The organism is Amycolatopsis coloradensis, assembly GCF_037997115.1.
In the GTDB taxonomy this organism is placed as follows: Bacteria; Actinomycetota; Actinomycetes; order Mycobacteriales; family Pseudonocardiaceae; genus Amycolatopsis; species Amycolatopsis coloradensis_A.
This window is the reverse complement of record NZ_CP150484.1, coordinates 8,244,813-8,261,279: the sequence shown is the minus strand read 5'-3', so window position 1 is coordinate 8,261,279 and position 16,467 is coordinate 8,244,813. Positions and strand designations below refer to the sequence as shown.

15 protein-coding genes, 1 tRNA gene and 2 pseudogenes are annotated in these 16,467 nt (G+C 66.3%); 12 read left to right on the top strand and 6 right to left on the bottom strand.

The window, feature by feature from the left end:
* Positions 1–46 precede the first annotated feature (46 nt).
* The 4 genes from LCL61_RS38600 to LCL61_RS38585 all read left to right on the top strand — a co-directional run bounded on the left by LCL61_RS38600 (position 47) and on the right by LCL61_RS38585 (position 3,504).
* Positions 47–2,134: an ATP-dependent DNA helicase UvrD2 gene (locus LCL61_RS38600; RefSeq protein ID WP_340684309.1), complete on the top strand. Its 2,088-nt coding sequence runs from the start codon at positions 47–49 to the stop codon at positions 2,132–2,134.
* A 216-nt stretch (positions 2,135–2,350) separates the two neighbouring features.
* Positions 2,351–2,617, top strand: a complete 267-nt coding sequence (locus LCL61_RS38595) for a hypothetical protein (RefSeq protein WP_340684308.1) — start codon at positions 2,351–2,353, stop codon at positions 2,615–2,617.
* A gap of 255 nt (positions 2,618–2,872) precedes the next feature.
* The gene (locus LCL61_RS38590) at positions 2,873–3,256 is read left to right on the top strand and encodes a WhiB family transcriptional regulator (RefSeq protein WP_340684307.1); all 384 of its coding nucleotides are present in this window, start codon (positions 2,873–2,875) and stop codon (positions 3,254–3,256) included.
* Positions 3,253–3,504 carry a hypothetical protein gene (locus LCL61_RS38585; protein ID WP_340684306.1) on the top strand — a complete coding sequence of 84 codons (252 nt, stop codon included), beginning with the start codon at positions 3,253–3,255 and terminating at the stop codon, positions 3,502–3,504. The genes LCL61_RS38590 and LCL61_RS38585 overlap by 4 nt, the downstream gene beginning before the upstream one ends.
* A 262-nt stretch (positions 3,505–3,766) precedes the next feature.
* Here LCL61_RS38585 and LCL61_RS38580 read toward each other — a convergent pair whose 3' ends face one another.
* Positions 3,767–5,218, bottom strand: a complete 1,452-nt coding sequence (locus LCL61_RS38580; protein ID WP_340684305.1) for an FAD-dependent monooxygenase — start codon at positions 5,216–5,218, stop codon at positions 3,767–3,769.
* Between the two features lie 93 nt (positions 5,219–5,311).
* Between LCL61_RS38580 and LCL61_RS38575 the strand changes: the two genes are divergently transcribed.
* Together LCL61_RS38575 and LCL61_RS38570 are read left to right on the top strand one after the other, a co-directional pair.
* The gene (locus LCL61_RS38575) at positions 5,312–5,905 is read left to right on the top strand and encodes a TetR/AcrR family transcriptional regulator C-terminal domain-containing protein (RefSeq protein WP_340688785.1); all 594 of its coding nucleotides are present in this window, start codon (positions 5,312–5,314) and stop codon (positions 5,903–5,905) included.
* A gap of 83 nt (positions 5,906–5,988) precedes the next feature.
* A tRNA-Met gene (locus LCL61_RS38570) sits at positions 5,989–6,062 on the top strand.
* A 6-nt stretch (positions 6,063–6,068) separates the two neighbouring features.
* Here LCL61_RS38570 and LCL61_RS38565 read toward each other — a convergent pair.
* Positions 6,069–6,227 (bottom strand): annotated as a pseudogene (locus LCL61_RS38565) (HD domain-containing protein); the annotation flags it as partial.
* A gap of 99 nt (positions 6,228–6,326) precedes the next feature.
* A complete protein-coding gene (locus LCL61_RS38560) occupies positions 6,327–6,773 on the bottom strand; it encodes an Lrp/AsnC family transcriptional regulator (protein WP_340684304.1) in 447 nt (148 codons plus the stop codon).
* A 107-nt stretch (positions 6,774–6,880) separates the two neighbouring features.
* On the opposite strand from LCL61_RS38560, the gene LCL61_RS38555 reads away from it, so the two are divergent.
* The 5 genes from LCL61_RS38555 to LCL61_RS38535 all read left to right on the top strand — a co-directional run bounded on the left by LCL61_RS38555 (position 6,881) and on the right by LCL61_RS38535 (position 13,037).
* Positions 6,881–7,333 (top strand): rhodanese-like domain-containing protein, encoded by a 453-nt coding sequence (locus tag LCL61_RS38555; protein WP_340684303.1) that lies wholly within the window; start codon positions 6,881–6,883, stop codon positions 7,331–7,333.
* An 84-nt stretch (positions 7,334–7,417) separates the two neighbouring features.
* Positions 7,418–8,173 carry a type 1 glutamine amidotransferase gene (locus tag LCL61_RS38550; protein ID WP_340684302.1) on the top strand — a complete coding sequence of 252 codons (756 nt, stop codon included), beginning with the start codon at positions 7,418–7,420 and terminating at the stop codon, positions 8,171–8,173.
* 93 nt (positions 8,174–8,266) lie between these two features.
* A complete protein-coding gene (locus LCL61_RS38545; RefSeq protein ID WP_340684301.1) occupies positions 8,267–9,397 on the top strand; it encodes an inorganic phosphate transporter in 1,131 nt (376 codons plus the stop codon).
* Between the two features lie 105 nt (positions 9,398–9,502).
* The gene (locus LCL61_RS38540) at positions 9,503–12,475 is read left to right on the top strand and encodes a bifunctional [glutamine synthetase] adenylyltransferase/[glutamine synthetase]-adenylyl-L-tyrosine phosphorylase (protein ID WP_340684300.1); all 2,973 of its coding nucleotides are present in this window, start codon (positions 9,503–9,505) and stop codon (positions 12,473–12,475) included.
* A 127-nt stretch (positions 12,476–12,602) separates the two neighbouring features.
* Positions 12,603–13,037 carry an acyl-CoA thioesterase gene (locus LCL61_RS38535; RefSeq protein WP_340684299.1) on the top strand — a complete coding sequence of 145 codons (435 nt, stop codon included), beginning with the start codon at positions 12,603–12,605 and terminating at the stop codon, positions 13,035–13,037.
* An 89-nt stretch (positions 13,038–13,126) separates the two neighbouring features.
* Here the strand turns inward: LCL61_RS38535 and glnA are convergent, their stop codons facing one another.
* Positions 13,127–14,551 carry a type I glutamate--ammonia ligase gene (gene glnA, locus LCL61_RS38530; RefSeq protein ID WP_007033879.1) on the bottom strand — a complete coding sequence of 475 codons (1,425 nt, stop codon included), beginning with the start codon at positions 14,549–14,551 and terminating at the stop codon, positions 13,127–13,129.
* A 172-nt stretch (positions 14,552–14,723) separates the two neighbouring features.
* On the opposite strand from glnA, the gene LCL61_RS38525 reads away from it, so the two are divergent.
* Positions 14,724–15,209: an RDD family protein gene (locus LCL61_RS38525; protein ID WP_340684298.1), complete on the top strand. Its 486-nt coding sequence runs from the start codon at positions 14,724–14,726 to the stop codon at positions 15,207–15,209.
* Positions 15,210–15,261: 52 nt separating this feature from the next.
* Here the strand turns inward: LCL61_RS38525 and LCL61_RS38520 are convergent, their stop codons facing one another.
* Together LCL61_RS38520 and LCL61_RS42765 are read right to left on the bottom strand one after the other, a co-directional pair.
* Positions 15,262–16,215 (bottom strand): hypothetical protein, encoded by a 954-nt coding sequence (locus LCL61_RS38520; protein WP_340684297.1) that lies wholly within the window; start codon positions 16,213–16,215, stop codon positions 15,262–15,264.
* Positions 16,216–16,273: 58 nt separating this feature from the next.
* Positions 16,274–16,366: pseudogene (locus LCL61_RS42765) on the bottom strand (ATP-binding cassette domain-containing protein); the annotation flags it as partial.
* Positions 16,367–16,467: the final 101 nt, after the last annotated feature.

Here is a 16,467-nt window from a genome sequence, read left to right as displayed (position 1 = left end):
GCGTGCCCTGCGCCGATCCCGTCGGGCCCTCTGCGAGGATCGGGACGTGGTTAGCGCATCGTCCCCGAAGAGTCGTCCAGGCCTGCTCGATGGGCTCGATCCCGAGCAACGCGCCGCCGCCTGCGCGCCGAGGGGGCCGGTCTGTGTCCTCGCGGGGGCAGGGACCGGCAAGACCCGGACGATCACACACCGCATCGCCCACCTGGTCCGTTCCGGCCACGTCGCCGCTGGTCAGGTCCTCGCTGTCACCTTCACGACCCGCGCCGCCGGTGAGATGCGCACGCGTCTTCGGGGGCTGGGTGTGGACGCAGCCCAGGCGCTCACGTTCCACGCCGCCGCCCGTCGCCAGTTGCGGTATTTCTGGCCTCAGGTCGTCGGGGACCGGCCCTGGGAACTGCTCGAGAACAAGTTCCGCTACATCAGCCAAGCCGCCAACAAGGCCGGTCTCGGCACCGAGACGGAACTACTGCGTGACCTCGCCAGTGAGATCGAGTGGAGCAAGGCCTCTTTGGTATCGCCGGACGACTATCCGGCGGTAGCCGCACGGACGCAGCGGGACACACCGGCGCCCGCATCACAGGTCGCGGAGGTCTACCGCAACTACGAGAAGGTCAAGAACACTGCCCAGGTGCTCGACTTCGACGACCTGCTCCTGCACACCACGGCCGTCCTCGAGGAGCACACGGTGGTGGCCCAGGAGTTCCGCGAGCGCTATCGCTGCTTCGTCGTCGACGAGTATCAGGACGTCACCCCGCTGCAGCAGCGGCTGCTCGACGCCTGGCTCGGCGGCCGTGACGACTTGACCGTCGTCGGCGACGCCAACCAGACCATCTATTCGTTCGGTGGTGCTTCTCCCCGGCCGCTCCTGGAGTTCACGCGGAGGTTCCCCGAGGCGACGGTCGTGAGGCTCGAGCGGGACTACCGGTCGACTCCGGAGGTCGTGGCTCTCGCCAATCAAGTGATCGGTGCCGCGCGCGGCCGCCCTGCGGGGTCGAGGTTGAAGCTGATCGGCCAGCGCCCGTCCGGGCCGGTCCCGCGGTTCGCCGAATACGACGACGAGACCGCTGAGGCCGCGGCTGTCGCGCGCAGGATCCGTGATCTGCTCGACAGTGGAGTGGCGGCCAGCGAGATCGCGGTGCTTTACCGCGTCAACGCCCAATCAGAAGCCTACGAGCAGGCTCTGGCGGAGATGGGCATCCCGTACCTGGTCCGTGGCGGCGAGCGGTTCTTCGCCAGGGCCGAGGTCCGGCAGGCCATGTCCGCGCTGCGGATGGCGTCGACCGACACCTACACCAGCGAGCTGGTGACCCACGTGCGCTCGGTTCTCGCGAAGGTGGGGCTCACCGACCAACCTCCTGCCGGAGGCGCGGCGAAAGAGCGGTGGGACGCGCTTCTTTCGATCGTCGAGTTGGCCGAGGAGCTGGCTTCCACCGTCGAAGATGCGGATCTCCCTCGCTTCGTGGCGGAGCTCGAACAGCGGGCGACAGCGCAGCATCCGCCGACGGTGGAGGGCATCACCCTGGCCTCGCTTCACGCGGCGAAAGGTCTCGAATGGGACGCCGTGTTCCTCGTGGGGCTCGCCGAGGGAACCATGCCGATCCTCCACGCCGACGGCGACGACGCGGCCATCGAGGAAGAGCGCCGCCTCTTCTATGTCGGCGTCACAAGAGCCCGAGAGCACCTCTCGTTGTCGTGGGCCTTGGCCAGGACGTCGGGAAATCGCCGTAATCGGCGACGCAGCAGGTTCCTCTACGGCCTCATCCCCGAAGACCACCCGGCGGCGCGGGTCGCCCGATCGCAGCAGCCGAAGCAGTCCGGCAGCAAGGCCCGGTGCCGCGTGTGCGGTGGGCCGCTGCTGGAGACACTCGACATCAAGCTCGGCCGGTGCTCCCGTTGCCCGTCCAACGTGGACGAGCAGCTGCTCGAGAAGCTGAAGTCCTGGCGAGGGGAGCGCTCGCGGGAGCTCAAGGTGCCGGCCTTCGTCGTTTTCACGGACGCGACGCTCGTCGCCATCGCCGAGCAGCGGCCTACCGATGACACGGCGTTGTGTGCCATCTCCGGGATCGGTGCGACGAAGCTCGAGCGCTTCGGGGCGGAGGTTCTCGACGTCGTGCGGGCCTCGGTGGAGACTTGACCGCGTTCCAGGCTTGATCCACGCGGCGAACCTGCTGCTCAGAGCCGATCTTCGCAACTTCGACGGATTTTCTGGAAAATAAGTTGCCCTGGTGTGGCCGGGGGCAATAACCTGCAGGTACCGGGCGGGAAGCGCCCGGTCTGGGGAAGAACATCTACAACACAGCGTAGACCGCAGGTCGGTTCGCGCGCGACAGAGAAAGGTGGTGCCGGTGAAATGACGATCAACATGATGCTCGCGAACCCTGGCACCCGTCTGTCCTGCGTCGCGGAAGTCCCGCAGGCTCAGCGCCAGGGCACCTTTGTGCCCGCGAGCATCCTCGCCACCCGTGGCACCCAGCGTTTCGACCTGAGCTGGATCGCCGCTGACGAAACCTTCACGCACGCTGCCGCTCTCGGTGGGGCGTACGTGAACGGTGGCGTCGATCTGCCGGTCATCAAGCAGTTCCGTGTTCCGTTGTCCGAACGGGAGCGAAGTTCCTGACCTAGTCAGGACCAGAGGCTCACGAAGGCCGCGGAACCGCTGATCTGGGGTCCGCCGGAGGCACCCGAGCGCACGGGATGCCCGCCGAGCACTACCGGCTGGACGTCGACCTGGCCGCGCTGGGCGGGTTACCGGATCCGCGGCCTTCGTGTTTTTTGCTGCACAGACAAGTTGGCTGCACAACCTAATTGGGGTTCAGCGTTGTCCAGTTCCACCGTGAGTACGAAATCCGTTACGGCACAGAGGAGTGCACTTATGTCATCGGCCATAGCTTTCGCGCCGGGGGAGGCCCTGTCCTTCGCCGACGCCGGCGTCGTCGACCTGCTCGACGCCATCGACTCGCCCGAGTCGATGCTTCCCTGCCGCTCGGGCGACGCGGACCTGTGGTTCGCCGAATCGCCGGCAGAGCTCGAGCGGGCGAAGGCGTTCTGCGTGGACTGCCCGGTCCGTTCCGCCTGCCTCGCGGGCGCCCTTTCGCGGCGTGAGCCGTGGGGTGTCTGGGGTGGCGAAATCTTCGAGCGCGGCGTTGTCGTCGCGCGGAAGCGGCCCCGTGGCCGCCCCCGGAAGAACGCGGTCGTCGAGCCCGCCGCCGAGGCTCGCCCCGTCGCGCGCAAGGTCGAGCGGAGCGCAGCGGCATGACCGTCGAACTCATCACCACCAGGGATTACGAGGCGCGGACGGGAACTCACGCGCCGACCGAATTGAACGAGATCAAGGTCGAGGAGACCAACGAAATGTTGCTTTATGAAGAACTGTCCAGGGCCCGAATACGAGACCTCGAGGAGGGAGTCCGCGCGCAGCGGGCTCGGAGCGGCCCACGCGCCGCACGCAGGTGGACCAAGGTCGCCCGCTGGGCGACCCGGCGAGCTGAGCGCTTTCAGGCCTGACCACTCAGGGGGAGCGGCTTGCTGAGTGTCCGTGATCTTCAAGTGCAGATCGGNGGACCCCCGCCAGGGAGGCTCCGCCCCCTGGACCCCGGGCGTCGGTCGAGTGGGTGCCCTAGGTGCCGGGTAGAGCAAGGGACCTTTGCTACCGCCGGCGGGGAGCGGGGGACCTTTGCTACCGCCGGCGGGGAGCGGGGGACCTTTGCTACCGCCGGCGGGGAGCGGGGGACCTTTGCTACCGCCGGCGGGGAGCGGGGGACCTTTGCTACCGCGTGGGGGCGACCCAGCAAGCGTAGCCATCGGGCCGGTACAGGACGGCTTCCACGGACGGCCACGGCAGCGCTGTGACCAGCTGGGTGGTCAGACGTGGCGACTGGGCGTGGGCCCGGGCGGCATCGACGTGGGCCTGAGTGGTCGTCAGGAGCACGAAGCCGCCGTCGCGGAAGAGCGTGCTGGGACGCAGCGGGCCGGCCTCCGTGGCGACGTCCTGGTCGGTGAGCCGTGAGCCGAGCGCGGGATGCGACGTCCCGTGCGTCGTGTAGCGGATCCCGAGGCCGGAAACCATGCCCGACAGATACCGGCTCACCTCGGGCAGCGAGGTCAGGTCGGCGAAAAGGTCGCGAAGGGCGCGCGACTCGTGAGACCGCGGAGTCAGCCCCAGCTGAGCGGCGACGTTGTGCAGCACTTGCGCGCCGACAGGGTGCCGCTCGGCCTCGTAGGTGTCGAGCAGGTCGTCACCGGCCCATCCGCGTACTGTCGCGGCGAGCTTCCAGCCCAGGTTCATGGCGTCCTGCACGCCCAGGTTCAGCCCCTGGCCCCCTGCCGGGAAATGGATGTGCGCGGCATCGCCCGCCAGCAGTACCCGCCCGACGCGGTAGTGCTCCGCCTGCCGTGCCGCGTCGGAGAACTGTGACGCCCAGCGGATTTCCGACACCGTCGCCGTCTCACCGTACGAGTCGAGCAGGGCCTGCCGGACTTCGTCGTGGGAGATGGCGGACCGGATGTCCTTGGGTCGCGAGGCCCTGTCGCCGTACATGAAGCGGTAGAGGCCCGGTTCTCCCAGCGGAATCAGGCCTTTGAACGTGGTCGCACCGGTCGGCTCGCCGACGTTCCGCATCGTTCGCCACTGTTTTTGCGCACCGGCGGGGATTTTGTCGAACAGGACGTCCGCGACCACCCCGAAACCTTCACCGTCCACACCGGGGAAGTCCACGTCGAGTCCTTTGCGTACAACGCTTCGAGCGCCGTCGCAGCCGACGAGGAACTTCGCGTGCAGCCGGTTCTCGCCACTGTCTGTTCGGTACCGAACAGAGACAAAGTCCTTGTCCTGCACGAAATCGATTACTTCGGTGCCCCTGCTCACCTTTGTTCCTTGTGCGGCAAGCCGTTCCTCCAGGTACGCCTCGACCTGTGCCTGCGGAATCCCCAGCTGGAAAGGGAATCGAGTGCCCCAGCCGTCGTAGCCGATGGGGATCATCGCGAAATGCCCGTCCTGCACCGTCGCGAACGAACGCTCCTCGGCGCCGTCCAGAAGTCCGCGCAGCTCCAGCATTTCCGCGGTCCGCGGCTGCAGGTTCAGTGCCTTCGACAGTCCTGTGCGCTCGTGATGTCGTTCCAGGACCACGACATCGACGCCGGTGAGCGCGAGTTCGTGGGCCAGCATCAGCCCGGCCGGCCCCGCTCCGGCCACGATCACGTCCGTCCCCAGGTTGTCCATGCCACTCCTTAACGATGTTAAATTGACCTGCGGCCAGCGTGCCCTTAACATCGTTAAATTGTCAAGGCGCTTCCGCTGGAATGAGGGATGAAAGTGGGTCTGACCAGGCAGGACATCGTCCGTGCCGGGCTTCGGCTGCTCAATGACGTCGGGCTCAACGGGCTGACGCTCCGCCTGATCGCGCAGGAACTCGGCGTCAAGGCGCCCGCGCTGTACTGGCACGTGAAGAACAAGCAGGAGCTGCTCGACGAGATGGCGACGCGGATGTACGCGGACGCGATGCCGGGCCGCGTTCCCGAAGGGACGGGGGAGCGCGAGACTCTCGAGCTGGCGTCACGGGCTTTGCGCCGGATGATGCTCGCTTACCGTGACGGGGCGAAGGTGTTCGCAGGGACTTTCATGACCGACGACAGCCTTCTCGGTGACAATCCGTTTCAAGGGCGTGTCGACGCGGGGCTCGAACCGTACCTGGCCGGACGAGCGTTGTTCACCGTCTACAGCTACGTAGTCGGTTTCACCATCGAAGAGCAGGCCGTTTACCCGGTTCCGGGCGAGCGGGACCCGCGCTATGACGTCACACCCACGGCCTGGGTGTTCGATGAGGACATCGAGGGCAGGTTCGCCGACGGGCTGACCATGGTGCTCAACGGCGTCTTCGGCTGGCTGGATGACAAAGTCTTGCCATAACGGCTGGTCAAAGGCGCTTCGGGAAGTTAGGGGTACCCGCCTGAAAGTCGGTTTCGCCCCCATGTAATCTATTGACACAACGACGCGGGGTGGAGCAGCTCGGTAGCTCGCTGGGCTCATAACCCAGAGGTCGCAGGTTCAAATCCTGTCCCCGCTACAGAGGGAGGAGGCCGAACGGCGGATGTCCCAGATCGTGCGCGAGCGAGGCGGCCTCGGCGACGTCCGGATCACAGCCGCCCAGTTTCGCGGCGAGTTCGGCGGAATCGCTGCTCGCGTTGATCCGCTCGGCGATGGCGCGCGCGACCTGCGCGACCTTGAGGCTGNCCCCGGTCGAGAACCACGAGTTCTCCCGGGGCCTGGACCCTTTTCATGTCCGCCCTCGCCACGTGGTAGCAAAGGTCCCTTGCTCCCTGCGGCGCCGTCAGCAGCTGGGCCGACCAACCGCGCGCCGGCGCACAGGCGACGAGAAGACCAGCGAAGTCGTCGTCTCCCCATAGCGCTGCATCCGCTCTACGAGCGCCTCCAACTCCGCGGTGTTCCGGCAGACGACTCGCACCAGCCAACACTCGTCACCCGTGACGTGATCGGCGTCGAGGATCTGGGGAAGCGGGAGGATGGTTTCGCGGAAGCGCGCCGTGTCCAAACTCCGCACCTTCGCCCGGACCATCGCCTCGATCGGTAACCCGAGCTTCGCCACGTCGACGTTGGCCGAGTATCCGGTGATGATCCCCTTCTCCTCGAGCCGACGAACCCGCTCGGTCACCGCGGGCGCGGACAGCGACACTCGCCGACCGAGTTCCGAGAAGGTCAACCGGCCGTCGGACTGGAGCAGTTCGAGTAGCTGCCAGTCTAGATCGTCGAGGTTCACAGAACTCCAGGTTGATCGTCGTGCCCACCGGGAAACTCCAGGCTAACCGTCAGCAACACCTGGATCTTCCGATGTCGTGGTTGATCACAGGTCAGCAGGATTGAGACATGACGACCGAACCCCGCGTACTCATGTCTCCGGCCTTGGCCAGCGCGACCGCGGCCGCGCTCCTGCGTGCCGAGCTCGCTCTCGAAGTCGACCCGGATGATCTGGCCCGAGACCTCACCTCTGGTGCTCGGCAGGGGTACGTGGTCGTCGAGACCCGAGCCCCTGAAGCCTTCGCGTCGGCTCGCATCCCAGGCGCGATCAACCTCCCGTACCGGAAGATGACACCCGAGTCGGTCCGCGGGCTGGACCGTGAACTCGTCTACGTCTGCTACTGCGAAAGCATCCACTGCAACGCCGCGACCAAGGGAGCACTGAAGCTCGCGGAACTCGGCTTCAAGGTCAAGCGCCTGTCCGGCGGCATCACCGCCTGGCAAGCGGCCGGCTATCCCGTCGACCGGGACGCCTCGATACCCGCTATCACCTCGACGCCCACTCCCCGCTGCGCCTGCTGACCAAAGAAGCAGGGGACCTTTGCTACCGCCGCCTCGAGTGGTAGCAAAGGTCCCCTGCTCTCCCGGCGGTCGTAGGCTGGAGACGTGACCGCTCCCAAGTTGCTCGTCATCCAGCCGGATGCATCAGACCCGATCGGCCCCCTCGGTGACTGGCTCACCGAGGCGGGAGCCGAACTCGACATCCGGTTGCTGCCCGATCAGGCGATCCCCTCCGATCTTGCTGGGCATGCGGGCGTCGTATGCCTCGGCGGTGGGATGGGCGCCAACGATGATGGCGATCATCCGTGGCTGGCGGACGTGCGGAAGCTTCTTTCGAAGGCCGCGGGTGCGCGTGTCCCGACGCTCGCGATTTGCCTCGGTGGTCAGCTCCTGGCGGTGGCGTTGGGCGGCAGCGTCGGCACAGGTGATCAAGGGCCTGAGGTCGGCCCCGGCCTTGTGTCCAAGAAGGACGCTGCCTGGACCGACCCGCTCTTCGCGGACCTACCGCTCATGCAGGACGTCCTGCAGTTTCACAACGACGCGATCACCCGGCTGCCCGCAGGCGCCGAGCTCCTCGCCTCCTCGCCGCGGTACGCCTACCAGGCCTTCCGATTCGACCGTTGTGCCTATGGTGTCCAGTTCCACATCGAGACGACGCCGGATGTGGTCCTCGACTGGGCGCGGCAGTCGCCGGAAATGGCAGAACTCACCCGGCCGGACGCACTGACCCCGGAAAACCTCGCTCGGGTGCATGCCGACATCACCGAAACCTGGCAGCCGTTCGCCCATCGCTTCGTCCGTCTGGTGTCCGGTGACCTCGCACCGGCTGCGGACCGTCAACGTACATTGCCGATGGCTTAACGACTTATGTCTCAAATACGTATGGGTTATTAACACTCGGGTCTTGCCGTCAGGTACCTTGCGAAGGGAATTTCGAAGGGTTCGGAGGTCGGGGTGGAGCCCTCAGTCTTGGTCGTGCTCGTCGTCGTCACGGCCCTAATTTTCGATTTCACGAACGGGTTCCACGACACGGCCAACTCGATGGCAACGTCGATCGCCACCGGGGCGTTGCGTCCCAAGGTCGCGGTGACGATCTCCGCGGTCCTGAACCTGGTCGGAGCGTTCCTGTCGGTCGAGGTGGCCAAGACCATCTCTAATGGACTCGTCGACGACTCCAAGATCGGACCGGCGATCGTGTTCGGCGGCCTGGTCGGGGCGATCGTGTGGAACCTGATCACGTGGTTCGTCGGACTGCCGTCCAGCTCGTCCCACGCGCTCTTCGGCGGGCTGATCGGTGCCACGTGGGTATCGGCCGGGACGGACTCCGTCCATTTCGGAAAGATCATCGAGAAGGTGCTGGTCCCAGCGGCACTCTCGCCGGTCTTGGCCGGCCTCGTCGCGATGATCGTGACGTACTTCGTCTACCGGATCTTCGTTCGCAGGGGCCGTACGGCTGGCTTCCGGGTCGGCCAGATCATTTCGGCCTCGCTGGTCTCGCTCGCCCACGGCACGAACGACGCGCAGAAGACGATGGGCGTCATCACGCTGACGATGATCACCGCCGGAACCCTCCCCGCCGGGGCCGGGCCGCCGCTTTGGGTGATCGTCAGCGCGGCGCTGGCGCTCGCGCTCGGCACGTACCTGGGTGGCTGGCGAATCACCTTCACGCTGGGTAAAGGCCTGACGGACATCGATGGCCCGCAGGGCTTCGCTGCGCAGACCAGCTCGGCGGCTGTCATTCTCGCCTCGACGAATTTCGGCTTTCCGCTTTCGACGACCCACGTCTGCTCCGGCGGCATCGTCGGTTCCGGGGTGGGCAGGAACGAATCACCGGTTCGCTGGCGCACAGCCGGCCGCATGGTGACCGCCTGGCTGTTCACACTTCCCGCCGCTGCCATCGTCGGTGCCGCGGCCGGCCTCGTGACTTCGACGGGCACGGTGGGCACGATCGCTGTTGGTGTCGCGGGCCTGGCGATCGGCATCGGGATCTATCTCCTTTCACGGCGGAGCCCCGTCAACGCGGGCAGCTTCGCCACCCCCGCCCCGACCGTTCCTGAACAGGAAGTCGGCAGGATCGCCGCCTAGGAGAGCAAGGGACCTTTGCTACTGCCTCGACGCGGTAGCAAAGGTCCCTTGCTTCCTTGCGCGTCCGTCTGGTCTCGGGCGGCAGGGCGACTACGGTGGAAGCCGATGGTTGAGCGCGCCAGGCCGACCGCTTCCGTGGCGAGATACGGCTTCACCGACCCCCGTGCCGACGGGCAGCTGCGTGCTGCCGGTTGGTGGACCGAGTCCGGCCCGGACGGCTCCGCCGCCGACGTGATGTCGGCACTTTCCCGTGCAGCGGATCCCGATCTCGCGCTGAGCGGGCTGGACCGGATCAGGGAAGCCGACCCCGGTACCTGGCATGAGCTCGACCAGGCGCTCCGCACCAACCGAATCTTCCGCGGCCGGTTGCTCGGTGTTCTGGGCACTTCGAGCGCGCTCGCGGACTTCCTGGTCGCGAACACCGACTGCTGGAAAACCCTCCAGGGTGAGAAGAACATTGCCCCGGATCAGTACGTGAGCAGTCTCCTCGACCCCTTGCGACCAGACGGAGAGCTGCTCACAGGGCTCGAGTCGGAGCAGGCTCTTCGCATTGGCTACCGCGAACTGCTGCTCGGAATAGCTGCGGCCGACCTCGGGCATCTCGTCGAACCCGGCCTCCGCCAGCCACCCTATGTCGAGATCGGGGCCCAGCTCACGATGCTGGCCGAGGCCGCGCTGACCGTCGGGCTGATGGTCGCGGAGGCCGAGGTGGGTGCCGCCGCCGAAGGCCACCTGTCCGTGATCGCGATGGGCAAATGCGGCGGTCGAGAGCTGAACTATGTAAGCGACGTGGATGTCATCTTCGTCGGAGATGGAGATCTTTCCGTCTCCACGCGGCTGGCCAGCACGATGATGCGTGTGGTCGGCAAGGCATGTTTCGAGGTCGATGCGGCGTTGCGCCCGGAGGGCAAGGCGGGCGCCTTGGTCAGAACCCTCGACGGCCATGCCGCCTACTATCAGAAGTGGGCCAAGACCTGGGAGTTTCAGGCCTTGCTCAAAGCGCGGCCGGTCGCAGGCGATGCCGAGCTCGGGCGTCAGTACGCGGAGATGGTCGCACCGAAGGTGTGGGCAGCGGCCGATCGGGAGAATTTCGTTCCCGAGGTGCAGAAGATGCGGCGCCGCGTCGAAGGCCATGTGCCGTCCGCGCACGCTGAACGGGAGCTCAAGCTGGGGCGCGGTGGCCTTCGCGACGTCGAGTTCGCCGTGCAGTTGCTGCAACTGGTCCACGGCCGGATCGACGCTGAGCTGCGTTCCCCGTCCACGATGGACGCACTCGCTGCCTTGGGGGACGGCGGATACGTTGGCCGGAAGGACGCCGCGGAGCTCGCTTCGTCTTACGAGTTCCTCCGGACCATCGAGCACCGGCTCCAGCTTCGCCGACTACGGCGTACGCACTTGTTCCCTGCCACTTCGGACGTCAGCGAGCTGCGAACGGTCGCGAGAGCGAGCGGTGTGCGCCCGGCCCGGGGCAGAGGTGAAGGGGACGTGTTGGTGGCGGAGTTCCGCCGCCACCTGCAGAACATCCGGCGTCTTCACGAGAAACTCTTCTATCGGCCCCTGTTGCAATCGGTCGCGAACGTGCCGACCGAAGCGCTACGGCTGACCACAAAACAGGCGGAGAGCCGCCTTGCCGCCCTCGGCTACGCCGCGCCGGATGGGGCCCTGCAGCACATCAAGGCACTGACTGCGGGAATGTCCCGCCGGGCGGCCATCCAGCAAGCTCTGCTGCCGGTCTTGTTGGACCTTCTCGCCGACACTCCAGACCCTGACCGTGGCCTCCTGTCCTATCGGAAGGTCTCGGAAGCACTCGAAGAAACGCCCTGGTACCTCAGGGTTCTTCGGGACGAGGGTGCCGTCGTCGAGCGGCTCGCATTCCTGCTCGGCACATCACGTCTGGTGCCCGACCTGCTGGCCAGAGCGCCGGAAGTACTGCAGTTGCTCGGCGATCCAGCGCGGCTGGCCGGCCGTACTTCGGCGGAGGTAGCCACTTCACTGCGAGCTGCCGTGCGGCGTCAGCCGGGCTTGAATGCCGCTGTCGCGGCCGCGAGATCGTTGCGTCGGCACGAGATGCTCCGGATCGCGTCGGCGGATTTGTTGGGGCTGCTCGATGTCCCAGCCGTCTGCGAGGCGCTGTCCAGTGTGTGGGTCGCCGTGCTTCAAGGTGCCCTGGCTGCTGCTTTTCGCCAGCGCCAGGCCGAGCTCGGCCAGACCCCCGCGAAGATCGCCGTCATCGGAATGGGACGGTTGGGCGGGGCCGAACTCGGCTACGGATCGGACGCGGACGTTCTCTTCGTGTGCGAGCCCGCAGAGGGCGTGTCGGACTCCGAAGCAGCGAAGTTCGCTTCCTCCGTCGCCGAGACGGTCCGCAAGACCCTCGGTGCCCCCAGTGCCGACCCGGCACTGATCGTCGACGCCGATCTCCGTCCGGAGGGGCGGAGCGGCCCGTTGGTGCGAACACTCGAGTCCTACCGCAGCTACTACGGGCGGTGGGCCGAGGTCTGGGAATCGCAGGCGCTGCTCCGGGCTCGGTTCATCGCCGGTGACGACGACCTCGGCGCGCGGTTCATCGAGATGATCGACCCCATCCGCTACCCGCCGGCAGGTCTCGACTCGGTCCGCGTGCGGGAGATCAGGCGGATCAAAGCGCGCGTGGAAACGGAACGGATGCCCAAGGGCGCCGACCCGACCCGGCACACGAAACTTGGCCGTGGAGGGCTCGCCGACGTGGAGTGGACGGTGCAGCTCATGCAGCTGCGTCATGGACACGAAGTCGAAGGGCTTCGGACCACGTCGACGATCGAGGCCCTGAAGGCCGCGGCAGAGGCGGGACTCGCCGAGCTCGCCGAGATCGAGTCCCTGACCGAGGCCTGGTTGCTGGCGACGCGTGTCCGTAACGCCGGGATGCTGGTCCGCGGTAAGGCGGTCGACGAAATCCCCAGCTCCGGTCGCGATCTCGCCGCGGTCGCACGAGTGCTCGGCTACTCGGCCGATGACGATCCAGGCGAGTTCCTCGATGCCTACCGGCGGACGACGCGCCGTGCCCATGCGGTCGTGGAGGCCCTTTTCTACCAAGGCTGACCGCTCTGACCTGTGGTTAGGGAGCAAGGGGCCTTTGCTGTCGCTTGCCCGGGTTGGGGAGACGGCAGCAAAGGTCCCTTGCTCACACTCGGCGTCGCGGATGCTGGGTGGCCCTTACAGTGGACCGGTGACTGTGCGCGAGCCCTTTCGCACCCGGATCAAGGTGCGTCATTACGAGCTGGACACCCTCGGCCATCTCAACCATGCCGTGTACCACTCGTACGGCGAGGTCTCCAGACTTGAGCTGATGGAACTCGCAGGCGGCCTCAACACGGGTATGCGTGAGGCGAATCTTGCTTTCGTGCTGCTCGAATCCCACATCGTCTTCCGACGCGAGCTTCGGGCAGGCGATGTCGTCGACGTGACCTGCGATGCCAAGTTCGGCACCGGCAAGACCTTCCACATGGACTCGAACATCTACAAGGTCGACGGCACCCTCTCGGCGGAGATCACGTGCACGCTGGGGTTGATGGATCTCGAGCGACGCAAACTGGTGGACGACCCGCGTGGCCGCATCGAGCGAGCGGGCGTCGACCTGAAGGTTCTTTCCACTTCGGAGTAGCCGTACTACCTGGTCCATAAGAAACGCCGGTGGTGAGGGCGCTTCCGCACCTCACCACCGGCGTGCTCTTGGTGTTTCCTACCGCACGATCACACGTCGTAGTACAGCGAGAACTCGTACGGGTGCGGACGCAGCCGCAGCGGGTCGATCTCGTTCTCACGCTTGTAGGAGATCCACGTTTCGATCACATCGGGAGTGAACACGCCGCCCTCGAGCAGGTAGTCGTGGTCGGCTTCCAGCGTGTCGAGAACCGCGCCAAGGTCGCCCGGGACGAGTTTGACGTTCTGGGCCTCCTCCGGCGGAAGCTCGTAGAGGTCCTTGTCGATGGGCTCCGGCGGCTCGATCTTGTTCTTGATGCCGTCGAGACCGGCCATCATCATCGCCGAGAAAGCGAGGTACGGGTTGCCGGACGAGTCCGGGCACCGGAACTCGGCGCGCTTGGCCTTCGGGTTGTTGCCCGTGATGGGGATACGGACACAAGCCGACCGGTTCCGCTGCGAGTACACCAGGCTGACGGGGGCCTCGAAGCCCGGCACGAGCCGGTGGTACGAGTTGACGGTCGGGTTGGTGAAGGCCAGCAGGCTCGGCGCGTGCTTGAGCAGACCACCGATGTAGTGGCGGGCCGTGTCGGACAGACCCGCGTATCCCGACTCGTCGTGGAACAGCGGCGTGCCGTCCTTCCACAGCGACTGGTGGCAGTGCATGCCCGAGCCGTTGTCGCCGGCGAGCGGCTTCGGCATGAAGGTCGCGGTCTTGCCGGCGGCGAACACGGTGTTCTTCACGATGTACTTGAACAGCTGCAGGTCGTCCGCAGCGTGCAGCAGCGTGTTGAACTTGTAGTTGATCTCGGTCTGGCCGGCGGTGCCCACCTCGTGGTGCGCGCGCTCGATCTCGAAACCGGAGCCCTGCAGGTTACGGACGATCTCGTCGCGCAGGTCGGCGAAGTGGTCGACCGGCGGGACGGGGAAGTAGCCGCCCTTGAACTTCGTCTTGTAACCCTGGTTGCCGCCCGGCACGTCGGCACCGGTGTTCCACCAGCCCTCGACGGAGTCGATCTCGTGGAAAGAGGCGTGCTCGGCCGAGTCGAACCGGATCGAGTCGAAGATGTAGAACTCGGCCTCGGGGCCGAAGAACACGTTGTCCGCGACGCCGTACTCGGAGATGTACTGCTCGGCCTTGCGCGCGATGTTGCGCGGGTCGCGGCTGTACGCCTCGCGGGTGAACGGGTCGTGCACGAAGAAGTTCAGCGAGAGCGTCTTCGCCTTGCGGAACGGGTCGATACGAGCCGTCTCGGGGTCCGGGAGGAGCAGCATGTCGGATTCGTGGATCGACTGGAAACCACGCACCGAGGAGCCGTCGAAGGCCAGGCCTTCTTCGTAGGCTTCCTCGTTGAACGCCTTCGCCGGAACGGTGAAGTGCTGCATAACGCCGGGCAGGTCGCAGAACCTGACGTCGACGACCTCTACGTTCTCGTCGGCGATTAGGCGCTGAATGTCGTCTGGAGTAGTGGGCACCCTCGGTGACTCCTTCTCGTTCGTTGCCGGCGGCAGTACTCTCTTCGGCTCACGCTAAGAGCGCGGTGTTGCCCGACCGTCACCCGTATGTTTCGCCGGTGTTAACGGGGCGGCGATATCGGGTAGTCGACCAGGGCGAATGTGGCCGGCGCCACCGGCATACCCTGGATGGGTGGCGAGATGGACCGGAGAATGGCTGCCCGGAGCCGGCGATGAGACGACGGCCGGTGGCGAGGGTACGCAGCGTTGGCGTGGTGAGCGACTCGGCTTGCCCCAGTCGGGTGTCGGCTCGGTAGCGGGCGGCGGCGCACGCCTTCTCGGGCTGCTCATCGACCTTGTTCTCGCCTCGCTGGTCACCACCCTCTTCGTGACTCCCAGCCTTCAGGATCCGGCCGTCATGCAGACCTTCAACCTCTGGTCGGTCGGCGTCTGGGCAGCGATCACGGTCATTCCCGCCGCCTTCTTCGGGTTCACTCCCGGTATGGCAGTGGTCGGAATCCGCGTCGCCAGGCTCGACGGCGCGCAAATGGTCGGGGTGTGGCGTGCAGTAGTGCGAGGGGCACTGACCTTTGTGATCATTCCAGCCGCGATCCGCAACATCGACGGGCGAAGCTGGCTCGACCGGCTGACCGGAACCGTCGTAATCCGCATGCGATGACCACAGGTGGAGAGCAAGGGACCTTTGCTCTCGCCGGAGGAAGCGGCAGCGGTCAGGCGGCCGGCGCCGCAGGCACGCTCCCGAGATCTGGAGGCGGTCGTTGTCGGGCGCGGCGATGGGCTGCTCGCAGGTCGTGGATCACCACCAGCGGCTCGTCACGTAGCTGTGCCGGGCTCACCTGGACGACGATGAGGCCTGGAGCGACCAGGGTCGGCATCTCGGATCTCTTGTCCGGTTCGAGAGAGACTTCGTCGTAGCGGACTTGCAGCGCGACGCCGACCTGCGGCCACCAGGCATCGGCGATCCCGACAACCACTCCGTCCGGAGTCCGTAGCTCTGCTTTCCGCACGGGTTTGGGCAGGTCGCTGCGCTCGACCACAGACTCCAGCCACTGCTCGACGGCGGAGTCGACACCGTCCTGGAGGGCGTTGACGACTATTCGAGGGAGCGCCGAGCCGATCGTGCTGGCCTGAGCCAGCTCGTCTCGAAGTTCCTCTGGAGTGCAGAGGCCACGGTGGACCGCGTCGTGGATCATCGCCCGCACCGACCTGAGCTCGTCCATACGTCGAGCGGCGTCGATGAGAGCCCGGGCTAGAGGAGCGACAGGCAGTCCGTCGATCTCCACTGGTTCCGGCAGGTGGATCGTTCGTTCTACGACGGCGAATCCCCAGGTGGCGACCTTGCTCCGGTGGGGGATCAGGGTGTGCGCCCGTCTTTCTGGCGGGAGTCTTCGGACCCCGTACAGCCTGGCGGCCTGCACTCCGGTGAGCATCGCCTCCGGGCCCGCGTGAGTCAGTGCGACCCTCAAGAGCTGGTGCTTGGTCGGTGTGGCACTGGTCAGAAGGATGACGCCGGGTATCGGACGGCGCCACGGGCCGCCTTCGCGGCAACGGCGCGAGATCGAGGAATGGGAGTGCCCGAGGGCGACAAGTTTCGCCCGGGCGGCCACGCCGTCCGGGAACATCGCTGCCAGCACCCTCTGCCGGGCGCTCGAGGTTCTGTCCACACAGTGATCATGCGACCACCCACCGACAGTTTTTGCCCGGAAACGAATCAGACAGCCCCACCTCGCCCGACTTCGGCGGGAGCTCGCCGGCGATCGTCCGCAGCAGGGTGGTCTTCCCCGAACCGTTCGGGCCGACGAGCGCGATCCGCTCGGGGCCCATGACGTGCAGGTCCACCGCCGGTCCGAACTGAGGCACGGCGTCGATCCGGAGCACGTCCGTTCCCCGCGGGACCGTCGTTTCCGGCAGTTCGA

Excerpts from the sequence above, each read along its gene's own strand:
- LCL61_RS38595 (WP_340684308.1), top strand. The coding sequence starts at position 2,351 with ATGACGATCAACATGATGCTCGCGAACCCTGGCACCCGTCTGTCCTGC.
- LCL61_RS38590 (WP_340684307.1), top strand. The coding sequence starts at position 2,873 with ATGTCATCGGCCATAGCTTTCGCGCCGGGGGAGGCCCTGTCCTTCGCC.
- LCL61_RS38585 (WP_340684306.1), top strand. The coding sequence starts at position 3,253 with ATGACCGTCGAACTCATCACCACCAGGGATTACGAGGCGCGGACGGGA.
- LCL61_RS38580 (WP_340684305.1), bottom strand. The coding sequence starts at position 5,218 with ATGGACAACCTGGGGACGGACGTGATCGTGGCCGGAGCGGGGCCGGCC.
- LCL61_RS38555 (WP_340684303.1), top strand. The coding sequence starts at position 6,881 with ATGACGACCGAACCCCGCGTACTCATGTCTCCGGCCTTGGCCAGCGCG.
- LCL61_RS38540 (WP_340684300.1), top strand. The coding sequence starts at position 9,503 with ATGGTTGAGCGCGCCAGGCCGACCGCTTCCGTGGCGAGATACGGCTTC.